This is a genomic window from Streptomyces omiyaensis, assembly GCF_014650895.1.
Taxonomy (GTDB): domain Bacteria; phylum Actinomycetota; class Actinomycetes; order Streptomycetales; family Streptomycetaceae; genus Streptomyces; species Streptomyces omiyaensis.
Genome location: NZ_BMVV01000031.1, coordinates 1 through 16,632 on the forward strand (window position 1 = coordinate 1; position 16,632 = coordinate 16,632).

Annotated in this window: 18 protein-coding genes and 1 pseudogene; 12 read left to right on the plus strand and 7 right to left on the minus strand. The window is 69.8% G+C overall.

Features of this window, described 5'->3' with window-relative positions; genetic code table 11:
• The 5 genes and pseudogenes from IE287_RS32875 to ehuA form a co-directional block, all read left to right on the plus strand.
• Nucleotides 1-168: pseudogene (locus IE287_RS32875) on the plus strand (ectoine hydroxylase); the annotation flags it as partial.
• A 23-nt stretch (nucleotides 169-191) separates the two neighbouring features.
• Nucleotides 192-1,109, plus strand: coding sequence for an ectoine/hydroxyectoine ABC transporter substrate-binding protein EhuB (ehuB, locus tag IE287_RS32880; RefSeq protein ID WP_189852915.1), 918 nt, complete (start codon nucleotides 192-194; stop codon nucleotides 1,107-1,109).
• A complete protein-coding gene (ehuC, locus tag IE287_RS32885) occupies nucleotides 1,106-1,798 on the plus strand; it encodes an ectoine/hydroxyectoine ABC transporter permease subunit EhuC (RefSeq protein ID WP_189852916.1) in 693 nt (230 codons plus the stop codon). The genes ehuB and ehuC overlap by 4 nt, the downstream gene beginning before the upstream one ends.
• Nucleotides 1,798-2,433, plus strand: a complete 636-nt coding sequence (gene ehuD / locus IE287_RS32890) for an ectoine/hydroxyectoine ABC transporter permease subunit EhuD (RefSeq protein WP_189852917.1) — start codon at nucleotides 1,798-1,800, stop codon at nucleotides 2,431-2,433. The genes ehuC and ehuD overlap by 1 nt, the downstream gene beginning before the upstream one ends.
• Nucleotides 2,423-3,217 carry an ectoine/hydroxyectoine ABC transporter ATP-binding protein EhuA gene (ehuA, locus tag IE287_RS32895; RefSeq protein WP_189852918.1) on the plus strand — a complete coding sequence of 265 codons (795 nt, stop codon included), beginning with the start codon at nucleotides 2,423-2,425 and terminating at the stop codon, nucleotides 3,215-3,217. Before ehuD ends, ehuA begins: the two co-directional genes overlap by 11 nt.
• A 113-nt stretch (nucleotides 3,218-3,330) precedes the next feature.
• Here ehuA and IE287_RS32900 read toward each other — a convergent pair whose 3' ends face one another.
• From IE287_RS32900 to IE287_RS32920, 5 genes are all read right to left on the minus strand, one after another.
• Nucleotides 3,331-3,810: a DM13 domain-containing protein gene (locus tag IE287_RS32900; protein ID WP_189852973.1), complete on the minus strand. Its 480-nt coding sequence runs from the start codon at nucleotides 3,808-3,810 to the stop codon at nucleotides 3,331-3,333.
• Nucleotides 3,811-4,102: 292 nt separating this feature from the next.
• Nucleotides 4,103-4,378, minus strand: coding sequence for a hypothetical protein (locus IE287_RS32905; protein WP_189852919.1), 276 nt, complete (start codon nucleotides 4,376-4,378; stop codon nucleotides 4,103-4,105).
• Nucleotides 4,379-4,936: 558 nt separating this feature from the next.
• The gene (locus IE287_RS32910; protein ID WP_189852920.1) at nucleotides 4,937-5,698 is read right to left on the minus strand and encodes a hypothetical protein; all 762 of its coding nucleotides are present in this window, start codon (nucleotides 5,696-5,698) and stop codon (nucleotides 4,937-4,939) included.
• 100 nt (nucleotides 5,699-5,798) lie between these two features.
• Nucleotides 5,799-6,110, minus strand: coding sequence for a CBS domain-containing protein (locus tag IE287_RS32915; RefSeq protein WP_189852921.1), 312 nt, complete (start codon nucleotides 6,108-6,110; stop codon nucleotides 5,799-5,801).
• 124 nt (nucleotides 6,111-6,234) lie between these two features.
• Nucleotides 6,235-7,485, minus strand: a complete 1,251-nt coding sequence (locus IE287_RS32920; RefSeq protein WP_189852922.1) for a cation:proton antiporter — start codon at nucleotides 7,483-7,485, stop codon at nucleotides 6,235-6,237.
• Between the two features lie 408 nt (nucleotides 7,486-7,893).
• Between IE287_RS32920 and IE287_RS32925 the strand changes: the two genes are divergently transcribed.
• The 7 genes from IE287_RS32925 to IE287_RS32955 all read left to right on the plus strand — a co-directional run bounded on the left by IE287_RS32925 (nucleotide 7,894) and on the right by IE287_RS32955 (nucleotide 14,893).
• Nucleotides 7,894-8,346: a hypothetical protein gene (locus tag IE287_RS32925; RefSeq protein ID WP_189852923.1), complete on the plus strand. Its 453-nt coding sequence runs from the start codon at nucleotides 7,894-7,896 to the stop codon at nucleotides 8,344-8,346.
• The gene (locus tag IE287_RS32930) at nucleotides 8,346-10,442 is read left to right on the plus strand and encodes a hypothetical protein (protein ID WP_189852924.1); all 2,097 of its coding nucleotides are present in this window, start codon (nucleotides 8,346-8,348) and stop codon (nucleotides 10,440-10,442) included. Before IE287_RS32925 ends, IE287_RS32930 begins: the two co-directional genes overlap by 1 nt.
• On the plus strand, nucleotides 10,442-10,990 hold the full coding sequence (locus IE287_RS32935) for a hypothetical protein (protein WP_189852925.1): 549 nt from the start codon (nucleotides 10,442-10,444) through the stop codon (nucleotides 10,988-10,990). Before IE287_RS32930 ends, IE287_RS32935 begins: the two co-directional genes overlap by 1 nt.
• Before the next feature lie 70 nt (nucleotides 10,991-11,060).
• A complete protein-coding gene (locus IE287_RS32940) occupies nucleotides 11,061-11,537 on the plus strand; it encodes a hypothetical protein (RefSeq protein ID WP_189852926.1) in 477 nt (158 codons plus the stop codon).
• A gap of 324 nt (nucleotides 11,538-11,861) precedes the next feature.
• On the plus strand, nucleotides 11,862-12,224 hold the full coding sequence (locus IE287_RS32945) for an STAS domain-containing protein (protein ID WP_189852927.1): 363 nt from the start codon (nucleotides 11,862-11,864) through the stop codon (nucleotides 12,222-12,224).
• A 150-nt stretch (nucleotides 12,225-12,374) separates the two neighbouring features.
• On the plus strand, nucleotides 12,375-13,265 hold the full coding sequence (locus IE287_RS32950) for an ABC transporter ATP-binding protein (RefSeq protein WP_229883885.1): 891 nt from the start codon (nucleotides 12,375-12,377) through the stop codon (nucleotides 13,263-13,265).
• Complete coding sequence (locus IE287_RS32955; protein WP_229883886.1) at nucleotides 13,262-14,893, plus strand: ABC transporter permease; 1,632 nt, start codon at nucleotides 13,262-13,264, stop codon at nucleotides 14,891-14,893. Before IE287_RS32950 ends, IE287_RS32955 begins: the two co-directional genes overlap by 4 nt.
• A gap of 17 nt (nucleotides 14,894-14,910) precedes the next feature.
• Here the strand turns inward: IE287_RS32955 and IE287_RS32960 are convergent, their stop codons facing one another.
• Together IE287_RS32960 and nhaA are read right to left on the minus strand one after the other, a co-directional pair.
• Nucleotides 14,911-15,120: a hypothetical protein gene (locus IE287_RS32960; protein WP_189852928.1), complete on the minus strand. Its 210-nt coding sequence runs from the start codon at nucleotides 15,118-15,120 to the stop codon at nucleotides 14,911-14,913.
• Between the two features lie 56 nt (nucleotides 15,121-15,176).
• Nucleotides 15,177-16,484, minus strand: a complete 1,308-nt coding sequence (nhaA, locus tag IE287_RS32965; protein ID WP_189852929.1) for a Na+/H+ antiporter NhaA — start codon at nucleotides 16,482-16,484, stop codon at nucleotides 15,177-15,179.
• Between the last annotated feature and the right edge of the window lie 148 nt (nucleotides 16,485-16,632).

Genomic DNA, 16,632 nt, shown 5'->3' on the forward strand with positions numbered 1-16,632 from the left:
AACGCCCTGCACGGCTCCGGCGACAACATCACCCCCTTCCCCCGCAGCAACGTCTTCCTCGTCTTCAACAGCGTGGAGAACGCCCCGGAGCTGCCCTTCGCCGCCCCCGTCCGCCGCCCCTCCTACATCGCCGCCCGGGACACCACCCCCATCGGCTGCTCCCGGTGAACCTCCGATACGGAAAGGGCCTCATGAACGGGCTCCCCTCACTCGACCGCCGCCGATTCCTCACCCGCTCACTGGGCATAGGAACCCTAGTCGCCGCCCCGGCCCTCCTCGGCGCCTGTACCCGTACCGAAATCGACAGTGGTGGCACACGCGGTGACGCGGACCTGCTGGCGAGGCTGCGGAAGCAGGGTCACGTCCGGGTGGGCTTCGCCGGCGAAGCCCCGTACGGCTTCCAGGACGGCGGCGAGCTCGCCGGGGAGGCGCCCACCCTCCACCGGGAGATCTTCACCGCCCTCGGCATTCCCGAACTCCGGCCCCACCTCGCCGAGTTCGGCGCCCTCATCCCCGGGCTGCTCGCCGGACGGTTCGACGTGGTGAGCGCCGGCATGGCCATCACACCCGAGCGCTGCGCCAAGGTCGCCTTCTCCGAGCCGGAGTTCGTCTCCCCCACCGCGCTCATGGTCCGCGAGGGCAACCCGGAGGGCCTGAGCGACCTGGCGTCCTGCGCGGCGAAGGGCGTCCGGGTCGGCGTCCTGACCGCCGCCGTCGAGGGCGGCTACGCGAAGGCCGCGGGCGTCCGGGACGGGGCCGTGGTGTCCGTCGGCAAGCAGCAGGACGGACTCGACGCGCTGCTCGCCGGCCGGATCGACGCCTTCGCGCTCACCGGGATCTCGCTGCGCTGGCTCGCCCGCGCCAACGGGAGCGCCGCCGTGGAGGTCCTGGAGCCGTTCGTGCCGGTGATCGACGGCGTGAAGCGGTATAGCCCCGGCGGCGCCGTCTTCCGCACCGGCGCCGTCTCGCTGCGGGAGGCCTTCGACGAGGAGCTCGCGCGGATCACCGGTGACCCCGGGCGGTACGTGGGGCTGATCGGGAAGTACGGCTTCACCGAGCGCGAGGTGCCACCGCGCACCCTGCGCACCGCGGAGCTGTGCGCGGGATGACCGGATCCGGCACGGACGTGTTCCTCTCCGAGCTGGGCCGGGCGCTGCCGGGCATCGGCCGGGGGCTCCTGGTGACCCTGGAGGCGACGGCGCTCGGCGCGGCCCTCGCGCTGCTCGTCGCCTTCGCCCTGGGCCTGGCCTCCCGCTCCCGCGCCGTCGTGGTGCGCGGCGCGGCCCGCGTCACCGTGGAGTTCCTGCGCGGCACCTCGCTGTACGTCCAGCTGTTCTGGCTCTTCTTCGCGCTGCCGATGCTCGGCTTCCGGCTGGAGCCGATGGCCTGCGGGGTGCTCGCCTTCGGCCTCAACTACGGGGCGTACGGCGCGGAGGTGGTGCGCGGCTCGATCGCGGCCGTGCCCGCGGCCCAGACGGAGGCGGCGATCGCGCTGGGCATGGGGCCGGGGCTGCGCCTGCGCAGGGTCGTGCTGCCGCAGGCGTACGTCCTGATGGTCCCGCCGTTCAAGAACCTGCTGATCCAGCTGCTCAAGGCAACGCCGCTGCTGTCCCTGGTCACCATCGCCGATCTCACCTTCGCGATCGACCAGCTCCGCTCCCAGACTGGCGCTACCGCCTCGGCCTATCTCTTGCTCCTGCTCCTCTACTTCGGTGTGGCAGCTCTCCTCGGGGCGGGCATGGACGCGCTGGAGCGAACGGCGAAGGAACGGCTGGGCCAGGAAGGCAGGAATGCCTGATGTGGGACATGGACGCGGCGCGGGCCGCGCTGCCCGTCGTGCTGTCCGGCTTCGGCGTCACGCTGCTGGCGACAGTCCTCGGCTTCGCGGTCGCGGTGGTCGCCGGGCTCGGCGTCGCCCTGGTCCAGCGCTCCGGCGTCCGGTGGATCGCCCTGCCGGTGGGCGCGCTGGCCTCGTTCGTGCGCTCGACGCCGGTGATGGTGCAGCTGTTCGCCGCCTGGGTGCTGGTGCCGGGCCTCGACCCGCTGACGCTCGGGGTGCTGGTCCTGGGCCTGCACTACGCCACGTACCTCTCCGAGGTGTACCGCGCCGGCATCGACGCCGTGCCGAAGGGGCAGTGGGAGGCCTGCATCGCGCTGTCCCTGCCGCGGCGGCGCGTGTGGCGGGCCGTGGTGCTGCCGCAGGCCGTGCGGAAGGTGCTTCCGGCACTCGGCAACTACGCGGTCTCCATGTTCAAGGAGACGCCGTTCCTCTCGGTCATCACGGTGAACGAGATGGTCCACGAGGCGAACGCCTTCGGCAGCACCCACTTCGCCTACCTGGAGAGCTTCACCCTGGCCGCCGCCGTCTTCCTGATCGCGAGCTGGCCGACGTCCCTGCTCGTCCGCCGACTGGAGGCCCGCCTTGCCCACTGAGACCGACCACGGACCGGAGAAGGTCCGGTTCGACCGGGTGACGAAACGGTTCGGGGAACAGACCGTGCTCGACGGGCTCGACCTGACGGTCGCGCCGGGCGAGCGGGTGACCCTGATCGGCCCGAGCGGCTCCGGGAAGACGACCATCCTGCGGCTGCTGATGACGCTGGAGCGGGTGACGGACGGCGTCGTCCACCTGGACGGGGAGCCGTACTCCCACATGCCGTCGGGCCGCGCGGGCGGCAAGCTCGTCCCCGCGGACGAGCGCTACCTGGCCCCGCGCCGCCGGCGCGTCGGGATGGTGTTCCAGCAGTTCAACCTCTTCCCGCACCTGAGCGTCCTCGCCAACGTCACGGAGGCCCCCCGGCACGTCCTGAGCCTCGACGCCGACGAGGCCGCCGCCCGGGCCCGGGACCTCCTCGGGCTCGTCGGCCTCGCGGACAAGGAGGACGCCCACCCCACCCGTCTCTCCGGCGGCCAGCAGCAGCGCGTCGCCATCGCCCGGGCCCTGGCGATGCGCCCCGAGCTGCTCCTCCTGGACGAGGTGACCTCCGCGCTCGACCCCGAGCTGGTGGCGGAGGTCCTGGACGTCCTGCGGGACGTCGCCGCCGGCACCGACATCACGATGCTCTGCGTCACCCACGAGATGGGCTTCGCCCGCGACATCTCGCACCGGATCCTCATGTTCGACGAGGGCCGCGTGCTGGAGTCCGATGCCCCGGAGCGGCTGCTCGACGACCCGGAGCACGAGCGGACCCGCGCGTTCCTGAGAACGATCCGGTGAGCAGCCGCTCGCAGAGCCGACCGCCCAGCCCGTCACCCGTTGGACGCCGACTGCCCGCCAGGGCTGGCACGCCGACGGAATGCGGCAGCAGAGGGAAGGCGAGGGCTCCCTCGTCAAACGCGAGTGAGGGCGGCGGCGCCGAAGGAAACATCGAAGCGGTCGCACCAGATGCTGAGGCTGGTGTATTGGGACCAGTCGACGTCAGCAGGCAGCGCGTAATTCTGGTCGCCCTTGTTCCCCTTGAGTTTGGCAAGCGTGACGTGACGCCCGTCGTCGAAGACGTGCCAGCCCGCCTTCCCCTCCACGACTGCCGCGTCGCTGAGGACGACCCGAAGGTCCGGCCCGTTGCTCGTGTCAAGCTCCTCGATCCTCAGGGTGTGGGTGCCATCCGCGAGACGGACCACCTTCGCGGTGCCGGAGGTGTCGTGTTCGTGACTGATGAAGACTCCCTCCGCCACGGTCGTCGGACCGACCGGCGCGGGCGACGTGGCGCCGGAGGCGGTGGGGACCACGGCCTCGGTGGTGGGTGCGCTCGTGGGAAGAGCCTCGTTCACCGTCTCGTCCACCCACAGGGCCCACGGCTTGAACCACATCAGGGCTGAGGCCGCCACCACTGCGGCGACGCCGCCCCACAGCGCCCACTTTTTTCGGCGTCCCACGGTGCCCTCCTCCGGTTCGACTTCACTGTCTTTCCCATCCAAGCGGGGACACCCTTTACAGAGAAGTCGCACCGGATGACGAATCTCTTACGGCCGGGACGTCTCGATCACTCGACCGTGTCGCACGGCGGGCGCCGAGAGGACTCGCCTCGAAGGCCAGCCGCCCCAGCGCGACGAGGCAACCCTGCCCGAAGACCATCACCAGCAAGGCGCCTTCGTCCCAGTACTACTCCACGGCCCAGGGGCGAAGGATCACCACCGTCACGCCGAGATGCGAGGCGGAGAGAACGAGCCCGGTCCGGCGACGGCGGATGCAGAGAAGCGGCACCACCGTCCACACAGCGGAGACGAGCACCATCAGAGGGGCGGCAAAAGGCAGAACGGACATGGCGGACCTCGTGATCGGCAGATCGGTCTGCAACCGTCGCATCCGCGCAGGGCTCATACCAGCCCTTCGACGCATCACCTCCATCACGGGAAAGCCGAGCTCGACGGCCGGCACGGTCTCCGCCGGAGGGCACTCACGTTCGGCCGACCGAACGGTGTGCTTTCGTGGAGCCAGGTCGTTTCCCCGAACCTCGGCCAGCGATCTCGATCACCAGCCCTCGGTGCGTTCGCCAGCCTTCTTGGCATCGCCCAGAGAACAGCAGCCACCGGCTTGCACCAGTGTGCCGTCCGCAACTTCAAAGGTCGCTTTGGCCCCCTGCCGGACGGGACGCGTGGACGACGAATGTGTCTCCCACGACGAAGCGCCCCTCGCCGCGCGCCCGAGACTCAGGCGGCCGAACGGCGGTCCCGGGTGCCCACACCGCGCGCGAATCGAAACCGCGTGACCGACGTGGGGCCCAGCCCCGCAGATAGGCGACGCCGAGCGGCGGCAGGATGACTGTGCGCAGAAAGATCCACAGAATCTGGAACAGGGGTGTCGCCCTCCCTCATGCAGGAGATGATCGGCAGGTTGACCAGCCCGAGAGCCGTAGGTCGCCGCTCCGCGCCTGCGGTGCACCGAAGTCCCAGGCGTGTAGCGGAGCGGGACCGCGTGGGCATGGTCGGCCGCCGGTCACAAGAACGTGCTTCCCGCCGCGAGGGGACGCGCGTGCCGGCCTCGGCTCCGTACGGACTTCCAGACGAGGTAGTGGCGGACGAGCGGCACCAGGGTGCACCAGAGGAGGGCCTCGCCGACCGGCCCGAGCTCTGCCAGGCCGGCGAGGACGAAAGCGGGCAACACGCACAGAGTGGAGCCGAGGGCCCATTTCAGCCGCAGCACGAGCACAGCGGGCAGCCCGGTAGCGGCCCAGGCACGGGCCCCGGCGCAGGCGGAGGCTCCGGTGTGGAGGAGGAAGGCGCCGATGGGGATCAGGGTAAGGGCGACAGCGAGGATGACATCCGCCTCGTCTTCCGGGGTGTCCGCTGTTTCCTGGGCGATTCCGTCGCGGGCGACGACGACGGCGTGGTCGCGCCACAGGGTGACGGTGACGTCGTCGCCCACTTCGAGGCGTTCGAGGAGCGGCCCCTCACCACCCATGTCTATCTCCCGGGGAAGCCCCGGTGTCTTATGCAGGCGGAGGGTGAACTCCTCCTGCTTGGGTTCGTCCCGGATGACGACAGTGGCCACGCGGGCCTTGCGGGCATGGAGACAGCTCGCGTGAGGCGCGGGAGTGGCATCGGCGCAGGTCTCGGCCTGGAGGTACTGGCGCTCATCCGTCACTGCCTGGGGTACCGCGGCCAGGCCGAGGGACGCGACGGTGAGGGCGACAAGGCCCAGGAGGGCGGCGACGGCTCTCCACGCCCGGTGCCAGAGGGTTCGCCGGCGCGTGCTCATGGCGAGGTCCTGTGGCCGGAGAACCCAGGGTGCGTGAGGCTCCTGATGGCAGTCTGAGGTGGGACGTCCATGTCTCCCTCGGGGGGGGCGGCTGTGCGATTCAGAAGAAATGCTGGAGCAGGGTGGTGGCGTCCACGGTGCCGAGCAGGTGCGGCTCTTCGTCGGTGTAGTCCACGACCAGGACGACGGGACAGCCGGTGCGTTCCATCACCGCGGCCATGTGGAGAGGTGACGCGTCGGGGCTGACGACCGGCGGAGCGGGCAGGCGCGTGGGCAGGACGTCCGCGAGGAGGATCTCGCCGGCCCCGGCCCGCACCGTCTCGTCGAGCGCCTCGCCCACGACGGCGGCGAGCAGAGGGTCGTCCCGCACGGGGCGGGGCAGAGCGGCGTTGAGGATCGTGGTGGGAGGCACCGCGGCAAGGGGATGTCCGTCCGCGCTCACGACGACGAGTGCCGGCGCCCTTTCGCGGATGAGCAGGCCCACGGCGTCCCAAAGCCGGGTGTCGAGCCGGACAGAGGTACAGGGCCATGCCAGATCACGCGCGTGCATGCGGGATGGCCTCCCCCGTGCTCGTCCCGCCGCTGGATGTCTTCGGGGGCGTGGTGCCGGTGTCGATGAGGTCGTCGACGTGGAAGAGGCGTGCGATGGGGACGTCGGTGCTGCTGTGGGCGATGATCGAGAAGGCGATGCAGACGGCGATGAGCGTGTACGCCTCCTGCCCCTGTGGGATGCCGGCCTGGAGGACGAGCAGGCCGTAGACGACCGACGCGAAGCCCTTCGGACCGAACCACGCGGCCACCAGCTTCTCCCGGCGGTCGATCCGCGTACCCCACAGGGACAGCAGCAGGGAACCGGGCCTGATCAGCACGATGGCGAGGACGGCGGCCGCGTAGCCGCCCCAGGAGAGGTCTCCGAACAGCTGCGGGGTCAGCAGGGCGCCGAAGACCAGCAGGGCGGCGAACTTGGCCAGCTCCGCCAGTGCCTCTCCCAGCGGCTCGAACACCTTGTGGGACTCCGGCGCGACGGCGGCGAGGACCGCGCCCGCGGAGAAGGCGGCGAGGTAGGGGTTGGCGTGGGTGAGGTGACAGGCCGCGTACAGGATGATCCCGGTGGCCAGCGGCAGCAGGGGCTGCAGCTTGGGCTCGGCGCCAAGGTGCGGCAGACGTACAAGCCCGTTGACGATCAGTGGGAGGAGGACACCGAAGGCAAGCCCGAGGCCGAGCTCCAGGGCGATGCTTCCGTACGACGCCTCCGCGCCGGCCGCGGTCGGACCGGCGGCGGCGATGAGGATCAGGACCACCGGCAGGGCGAGCCCGTCGTTGATGCCGCTCTCCACGTTCAATAGCTCCCGCAGCCGGGCCGGCACCTCCTTGCGGCCCACGATCGCGGAGGCGAACACCGGGTCGGTCGGTGCGAGGACCGCGCCGACGAGGAAGGACGTCGTCCAGTTCAGGCCGACCAGGTAGTGGGTGATCAGAGCCATGCCGACGCAGGCGAGCGGCATGCCCAGGCCCAGCGCCCGCGCCGGGTTGCGCCAGTTGGCCCGCAGCTTGGCGAAGGAGACGTGCATGCCGTCGGTGAACAGCACCGCGAACAGCGCGAGGTCGGCGGTGACCGACACGATCTCGCTCTCGGGCGTGACGTGGATCAACCCGAGGAAGCCGTCGCTGACCAGCGCCCCACCGAGGAGGAAGAGCAGCGAGGTCGACAGGACGGTGCGGGCAGCGAGCCCGGACAGTAGGACCGCGACGAGCAGCGCGGCCCCGAAGACGGCGACGAGCACCATGGCGGAATTCCCCCGATCGACAGAAAAGAGACGTGTCCCTTACCCGCCGACCAGACTTCCCGGCACACCGAGGGGAAACTTACACCTTCCTTACGCGGCATTGACAGAACCCTAGCGCGCACGAAATTCGGATCCTCATTGCCGAGGCTCGGCAATCACAAGAGAGGGTCGTTGCGCTGCCAGAACGAGGCAGTTCCCCCATGGTCGCGGCTTCCGTACGCGTACGTCGAAAAGTCCGGTCGGCCACAGGCCCTGCTCTTGCCGCGACCACCCCCTCTTCTGGTCGGCACCACCTGATGGGGGACTCTTCCTCTGCCGAATTCGGTTGCTAGGGTCGGAACTTCGAGCAACAGATCGATTCGGCTCCTGAAGCACTCGGAGCGCTAGCACATACGGGGGAGGCGTCTCATGGCCTGGGAAGAGTGGGAGCAGCTAAAAACGGAGGCTGCGGGTCAGTCCTCCGACGCGATGCAGCTGAACCAGGTGCCCGACGAACAGGATCCGGGCGGCGGGCCGCCCGGCGGTGACCTCAAGGTCAGCCAGCAAGATCTCGCCGCCGTCGGAGACGCGGCCTTCAAGCTCTTCGACAAGCTGGGCAAGGACGGACGCGACGCCTGGTCCGTCAGCCAGTCGGCCGCCAGAGACCTGCGGACGCAGGGCTTCGATCTGGGCGACGCGATCGACCATGTGCAGGACCGCTGGGAGAAGCAGTTGAAGACGCTGCTGGACGCGTGTGCGCACATCTCGAACCACATGGACTTCACACAGAACGCGCACGCCGGCGACGAGCACTACATCTACGGTGTCGTGAGCAGCATTGCGACTCTGGACGAGGGCTTTACAGAGAGGACCCAGCGCTGATGGACCTCGAGACTCTGCGTCAGGGCAGCTTCGGCCAGCTCAGCCAGGCCATCACCGCTTGGAGGGGGGTCGCGGACAAGCTCAAGGCGTTGGAGACCGATGCCAGGGACGACCTCAAGGCCAAGGCGGACAAGGCGAACTGGGCCGGCGCGAACGCCACCGTCTCCCGCTCCTTCATCACCAAGACGGCGGGCGAGTTCTCGGACGCGCACACGCAGGCGCAGAGCATCCACGACATCCTCAAGGACACGCACGACGAGCTGGTGAGCTACAAGCAGAAGCTCGAACAGGCGCTGGAACACGGCCGCCAGAAGAACCTGACGGTGACGCAGATACCCGGCGGCTTCACCGTCACCATGCTCATCCACCCGGACCGCGCCGCCAAGGGCCACAACGTACCGGACCACTCCCCCCAGGACGCCGAGCACCTGCGGGACGACGTGGAACGCATCCTGAACAGGGCGACGGAGAGCGACTCGACCGCCGCGACCGTCCTGCGCGCCCTCGTCGACCAGGCCGAGACCGGCTTCTCAGGAGCGAAGTACGGCGACCGGGACACCGCGATCGACGCGCTGCGCAAGGCCGAGGAGGCGGCGAAGCTCCTGAAGGAGAAGGGCGACGAGATGTCGCCCGAGGAGTTCCAGAAGCTGAACGGCCTCCTCGCCTCGTACAAGAACGACCCGCTGTTCCAGGAGAAGTTCGCCACGCAGGTGGGTCCGAAGGCGATGTTGGAGTTCTGGGCCGATCTGTCGAGCCCGGACAACCCGAACGAGCTGACGCGCACCCTGGACCGGACGCAGCTCAACCAGCTCGGCGAGTTCCAGAAGAACCTCGGCGCGGTCCTCGGCGGCGCCACCCAGTCGGACAGCTCCGCCATGCGGAACTGGGAGAACGACATGGTGCGGCTCTCCGGCGAGCGGTACAAGACGCGCGGGGCGGAGGTCTACGGCTACCAGATCATGAGCAACCTCATGCGCACGGGCGACTACGACGGCCAGTTCCTCACCAAGTACGGCAACCAGTTGGTCGCCACAGAGGAGAAGATGAAGATCCCTGGCAACTACTACCAGGGCATGGGGCAGATGATGCCCAAGATGAACTTCATCGGCGACGACGACTTCGGCCGCGACCCGATGACCGGCTTCATGACAGCGCTCTCCAACAGCCCCGACGCGGCGACGCAGTTCTTCAACACGAAGGAGCCGCAGGACAACGCTCAGTGGGTCCTGAAGGAGCGCCCGTCGTTCGACGACTCCCCGCTGAAGGACGGCCCCAACGAGGCCCTCGACGCCACCGGCAAGGCGATGTTCGCCGCCGTCTCCGGCGCCACCGGACCGGACGCGCCGCGGTCAGAGTTCGTGGAGCACACGCAGGAACACAAGGACGCGATGAAGCGGTCCCTCCAGTTCCTCTCCGAGACGGGCAACGACTTCCCGGCGGAGCTGCGTGACGACATGGCGTTCGCGATGGGCGCCCACGGCGACACCGTGCACAAGGCGATGAGCGATCCCCTGGGCACCCACGGCCTCCCCTCCGACCAGCTCATGGAGGTCAGCAAGCAGATCTCCCGGAACAAGGACGCTTACGCCGAGCTCACGAACCAGATGCACCACGCGATCGTGGGGGACATCAACACGGAGAAGGCGCATCCGGAGGACAGTCTGGACCGTGCGGGCCGCACGATCGGCTTCCTGGAGGAGGCCCGCTACCAGGCGACCAACGACCAGAAGGACGGCGACCTCACCGACGCGTCGTGGAAGAAGGCGTGGGCCTACCACATCGTCGGCGGCGCGCTCACTCCGTGGCATCCGGCCGGCGACGCGGTTCAGCGCGGGGTGGACCTCATCACGTCGGCCTGGCTGCAGGACAAGCAGAACGAGATCAACGACACGGCCACGGCCAGCCACAAGGAGACGTACGAGTCCCGCAACGGCGAACTCCGCGCCCTGGCCGACCTCTGGTACGAGCGGAACAGCCAGTGGGCCGAGGACCCGGCGCATGAGGGCTACTCCAAGAACCACGGCATCTACTCCGAGATCGGCGCCTCCGCCAACGACGGAAACAAGAAGGCCGAAGGCATCGCAGGAGATCAGTGATGAGCACGAACACGCGCCGCCTCGCCGCGGCGCTTCTGGCCGGCGGCCTCGCAGTCTCCCTCACGGGGTGCGGCGGCGGACGCGCGTACACGGTGCCCGACGCGGCCTGCGGGGTCCCCTTGAACGAGAAGAAGCTCGACCCGTTCCTGGTCGACGGCAAGACGTTCAAGGTCGTCGGCGACTCCCTCGTCGACACCGGGAAGAAGTCCCAGGGGCGCTGCGACCTCTCGGTCGACGACTGGCTGGTGGTCAGCTTCGAGGTCAACAAGGTCGACAAGCTCTACGACCCCCTGGCCGAATCGGAGAGCTTCCGTTTCGTCCATCCGGCGAAGGTGGAGGACCTGCCGTTCCCCGGACTGGGCGCGGTGGGTGACCGCACCGCCATGATCAGTACGAAATGCGCCGGCCCTGGGGCGGACTACCTCGTCACGGAGGTCCGGCTCAGTACGAAGATCGAAGGCGATGTCGCCGAACGCCGCAAGAACATCGAGACGCTCACCGTGGACCTGGTGCCGAAGGTGAAGAAGGCACTCGGTTGCACCGTCTGACGTCGACACGTTCCCATGCCCGGGCGCTGCTGCGCCCGGGCACGGGGGTTCGGAATCCCAGGAGGGCCGCATGACGTGGGGCGACCACGAGCCCGTGTTCGTACGGAAGGGGCGCTGGGTCTACAACACGCGAAACCCCGTGGGGAGCGTGCTGACCATCGCGGCCGCGGTCGGGCTGGTCGGCTTCTACCTCTACGTCTCCGACACCGGCCAGTGGAGCGAATCGGAGCTGCGCGACGCCGTTCACGAAGCCGCACGTGAACTGGAGGCACAGCCGCAGCGGGTGTACTTCGGCTACGACAGCATGATCAGGGACGCCATCGAGGCGACGGACGAGGGCCCCGTCTCCGACCTCGTCATCAGAGCCACCGACGACGGCCACGGGAGCGGTGCGGCGAGCATTCCCACGGAGGACAGCTTCGAGGTCAGCGCGGCCCACATGTCCGAGACCTTCTGCATGCGCCTCTCTCCGCCCGAACCGCCGCGCGCCCTGGGAAAGACCCCCACCGTCAGTCTGACCGTGCAGGTCTCACGGGGCGACTGCTGAGACCTCCTCCGGCGTAGTCTCTCCCGGCTTTGCCGCCCAGGCAGGGAAACAACGGTCATGCCGAGCCCTCCCGCTGCCGGTACGCAGAGGTGAGGCGCGCGCTTGCGGGCTCGGCGGGGCGGCCCGCCGTGAGCGGGCCCCGGTGGGTCGCGCCTCTCCTTACCCGGGCAACGCGTACGAGCACCTCCTGCCCCTGCCGGGAGCTGGCGCTCTGGGGGACACAGCGCCACACAGAAGGTGGACGAGTGGGGGCGGAGCGTATGGTGAAGGCGGGTATGCCGGGAAGTCTGGTCGGCGATCTCTGTGACCTGCCCTGGAGCCCGCATGACTCCGATGTCCCCGGTCGAACGGGTCCGCCATCGTTCCCTGACGCTGCTGCGCAGACTCCGTCCCCGCCGCGAGCACGCCGTCGTCCGGTTCAGGGGCGACCTGACGGCTGACACCGTCATCGACACGCATCGCGTGCTGCGCGCGGCCCTGCGCGATGTGCCGGCGGTGCTGGTGGTCGACGTCTCCCGTGTGACCCACCTCAGTCCGGACGGAGCCATGGCGCTACTCCTCGCGGTCCGGGCCGCCCGAGCCCAGGGGACCCGGATGGAGATCACCGGTGCGCATGCGCAGGTGGCGGCGACCATGCACCAGACGGGGCTGGAGCGCTACCTGTCGGGCCACCCTCCAGCCCGTTAGCCCGCTCGCCGCGGTGATGTCCCCGTCGGCACTCGATGCTTGCCCCTTGTCGCGCGGGCTCGGGCGGGAGTACGTTCACCGCTGGTGTGCCGGGAAGCCTGGTCGGCGGTCAGGGGCCGTGCGCCCGCCGTTCCCTCTTGTGGAGGCCCCGTGGTCTCGCCCGCCTTCCTCACCGAGTCCCTCACCAAGCGCTACGGCCGTATGACGGCACTGGACAGCCTGGACCTGAGCGTCCCGGCGGGCGAGGTCTTCGGGTTCCTCGGGCCCAACGGCGCCGGCAAGTCCACCACCATCCGGTTGTTGCTCGGTCTGGCCCGGCCGACCGCCGGCCGAGCGTGTGTCTTCGGTGCGGACGCCGCCGACGTCGCCGTGACGCACCGCCGGCTGGCCTATGTGCCGGCCGACATAGCGCTGTGGCCCCGGCTGACGGGTGCGGAGACGCTCGAACTTCTGGCGCGGACGGGGCCGGGCACCGACCTCGCCTACCGGAACGAACTGGTGGAGCGGTTCGGACTGGATCCCTCCAAGCCGGGCCGGACGTACTCCACGGGGAACAGGCAGAAAGTCGCGCTGATCGCGGCTTTCGCCACCCGGGCTCCTCTGCTCGTGCTGGACGAGCCGTCCAGCGGCCTGGACCCGCTGATGGAACGTGAGTTCCGCCGCGCGGTGGGTGAGGCCCGTGACAACGGCCAGACCGTCTTCCTCAGTTCGCACCAGCTCTCCGAGGTCGAGGCGGTATGCGACAAGGTGGCGATCCTGCGCGCGGGGCGGCTCGTGGACGTCGCGACCGTCGGAGAGCTGCGACGGCTGCATCGCACGGAGGTGACGGCGGGCTTCGCCACCACGCCGCCGGACCTGACCCGGGTGCCCGGCGTGGAGGAGGTCGAGGCGACCGGCGCGACGTCGGTCCGGTTCACCCTCATTGGACCGCCCGGCCCGGCCCTGCACGCGCTGGCGACCGCCGACGTGCGGAGCCTGACCGTGCGTGAACCGTCCTTGGAGGAGATCTTCCTCGGCTACTACGGCGGGGAGGAGCGATGACCGCCACGGTGACAGCACCCGGCGCGGGCCGGGGGACTCTTTCTTCCGCCACGTGGGTGGTCACGGGCCTGACGCTGCGACAGACGTGGCGGGGAGCGGTCGTCGTGATCGCGCTCGCGGCCCTGATGTCCGCGGTGGCGGTGGGCGCCTATCGCACTGCCGTCGCAAGCCCGTCCGACGCCGCGGCTCTGGCTGCTCTGGCTGAGAATCCGGCGATCCGTACGCTGTTCGGCGAACCGGTGGCGCTGCATGACGCCGGCGGTTTCGCGGTATGGCGGACAGGGACGGTGCTCTCGGTGCTGCTCGCGGTGTGGGGACTGCTTGCCGCGACACGGATCACCCGGGGCGAGGAGGACGCAGGCCGGTGGGACGTCCTGCTCGCCGGGAGGGTGCCGGTCAGGAAGGTGGTGACGCGCCACCTCGCGACCCTCGTGGCCTGGACGCTGCTGGCGGGCGTGGCCGCGTTCACCGGTCTCGTCGTCGCGGGCGCGACTGCGCACGGCGCGATGGCACACGCAACCGGCCTTGCCTTGTGCGGAGTGTTCTCCGCCTCTGTGGGCGTGCTGACGTCGCAGGTGTTCGCCGCGCGGTCGGCTGCCAGCGGTGCGGCGGTGGCGGTGCTCGGCGTCGGTATGCTGCTCAAGATGCTCGGGGACGGCATCGCCGCTCTGGAGTGGCTGCGCTGGTTCACGCCCTTCGGCATGGCGGCACTCGCGCGCCCCTACGACGGAGACCACATGGGGCCGCTGGCGGTCCTGGGAGCCGTATGCGTTCTGCCGGCCGTCGCCGCCCTCGCCACTGCAGGACGACGCGACATTCGTGGCGGCCTTCTACCGTCTCCGTCGGGTCGAGCGCCACGCACGGTCCTGCTCGGTTCGCCCCAGGCGTTCGCCGTGCGGCGCCTTCTCCGGCCACTGGCCGCCTGGTCAGTAGGAATCGGTACCTACTTCCTCCTCATCGGTGTGCTGGCCGTTTCGATGACGGCCTTCCTCGCCGCCAACCCCCGCTTCGCCGAGCTCGCCGAGCAGTCCGGTTTCGGCGGGCTGGTCACCGTGGAAGGCTACGTGGCAGCGCTGTTCGCTCTCTTGGCCGTCCCCGTGGGAGCGTTCGCCGCGGTCCGGCTCGCCGGCCTCGCCCAGGACGAGACCTCGCGACGGCTGACACTGCTGCTCGCCCAGCCCATCAGCCGGGTTCGGGTGCTCGCCGCCGAGGTCACCGCCTCCGCCGGGGGCGCCGTCGTGCTGACGACCGTCGCCGGCCTGGCCACCTGGGCCGGGACCATGACGGTCGGTGCAGGCCTGGGCCTGCTCGACGCGTTGTCCGGGGCGTGGAACGTCCTGCCCGTGGTCTTTCTGTGCCTGGGCTCCGGGGCTCTGGCTCTCGCCTGGGCTCCGCGCGCGGTGGGGTTCGTCGGCTGCGTGCCGGCTGCGGGAGGGTTTCTCCTCAACGTGTTCGCCGACTCCTGGGGATGGCCGACGTGGGTCGGGCAGGTCTCTCCTTTCGCGCATCTGGCGGCCGTACCCGGCGCCCCGGTCGGCTGGTTCGCGGCGATGATGATGACGGCTGTCGGTGTCCTTGCCATGGTGGTCGGCGCGGCCGGCTATCAGCAGCGGGACCTTCGCGTCTGACCGTCCGAAGAGCAGGGTCAGCTCTTCTCCGAGGTGACGTGCGTAAGGAGCAGGGCGGCGAGCAGCGCCCATGGCAGGTACGCCGGACCCGCCGTGGCGTAGGTAGTGGCGGCGAGCCCGCAGGCGGCCACGAGGAACGTGGTCAGGCCCCGGCCTGTGGTCAGGAAGGCCCATGCCTGGCGTGCGCTGCCCGGTCGCCTCGTCTCCGTCACGGCTGTGCGGATCACGAGGGCCGCCACAACGACGGCACAGCCCAGGAGCGCGGGCCCGTATCCGCCCTCGGTCACCGGCTGCCGCCGGGGTGGGCGCCGGTCTCGGTCTGGTAGCAGTCGGGGATGCCGTCGTCGTCGTCGTCGCGGTTCTCGGCCTCGTAGAGCTGCTTGTAGAGGCGGTTGCGGCGCCGGAGCAGGAGGGCGGCGAGGGCGGCGGCAGTGAGGGAGCCGATGAGGACGGCCGCCTTGACGTGTTCGGCCTGGGCGGGGTCGGGGAAGGCCAGTTCGCCGATGAGGAGGGCGACGGTGAAGCCGATGCCGGCGAGGGTGGCGAGGCCGAGGACATCGGCCCAGGCGAGATCGGGGTTGAGTTCCGCTCTGGTGAAGCGGGCGGCGAGGTAGGTGCCGAGGAAGATGCCGAGGATCTTGCCGACGACGAGGCCGATCAGGACGGCGAGGGGTTCGGGGTCGGTGAAGACGTGACCGAGGGCCTCGCCGGAGACGCTGACGCCGGCGGCGAAGAGGGCGAAGAGGGGAACGGCGACGCCTGCGGAGAAGGGATGGACGAGGTGGGCCACGCGTCCTCCCGGCGATGCTTCCTCTCCCTTGTCCCGGGTGGTGCGCAGGATGAGGCCCATGGCGACACCGGCGACGGTGGCGTGGACGCCGGAGTTGTACATCAGGGCCCAGATAGCGATGCCGAGGGGCACGTACCACCACCAGCCCCGGACCCGGAAGCGCTGGAGGGCGTAGAAGAGCACGAGGCCGGCGACCGACCCTCCGAGGGCCCAGAAGTTGAGGTCGGAGGTGAAGAAGATCGCGATGATGAGGATGGCGCCCAGGTCGTCGACGACCGCGAGGGTGAGCAGGAAGGCGCGCAGGGCGGAGGGGAGGTGGGTGCTGATGACGGCGAGGACGGCGAGCGCGAAGGCGATGTCGGTGGCCATCGGCACGGCCCAGCCGTCCGAGGAGCCGCCGCCCGCCTTCGCGGTGAGGAGGTAGAGGGCGGCCGGGACTGCCATGCCGCACAGGGCGGCGACGACGGGCAGGGCGGCGGTGGCGGGGGTGCGCAGCTCACCGACGACGAGTTCGCGCTTCAGCTCGATGCCGGCGACGAGGAAGAAGACGGCCAGGAGCCCGTCGGCCGTCCAGTGGCCCACGGACAGGTCGAGGCCGAGGGCGGGTATGCCGAAGTGGAAGTCGCGTACGGCCTCGTAGGCTCCGCTCCACGGGCTGTTCGACCAGGCCAGCGCCACTACGGCGGCGGCGAGCAGGACGAGTCCGCCGACCGTCTCGGTGCGGAGGGATTCTGCGATCGCCTGGCGTTCGGGCCAGGGAAGGAGTCCGAAGACGGTCTTGCGAGGGCGTGCCTGGGTCATGGGAAAGCCCTCCGGGGCATGTCGGCGGACGGGCGCACGGGCCCTCGGACGCCGACCAGACTTCCCGGCACACCAGCATCGATCGTTTCTTGATGCGTTCTTCACAGCCTATCGGCAGGCCGTGGGGCTCACCAGGGCGCCCTGCGGA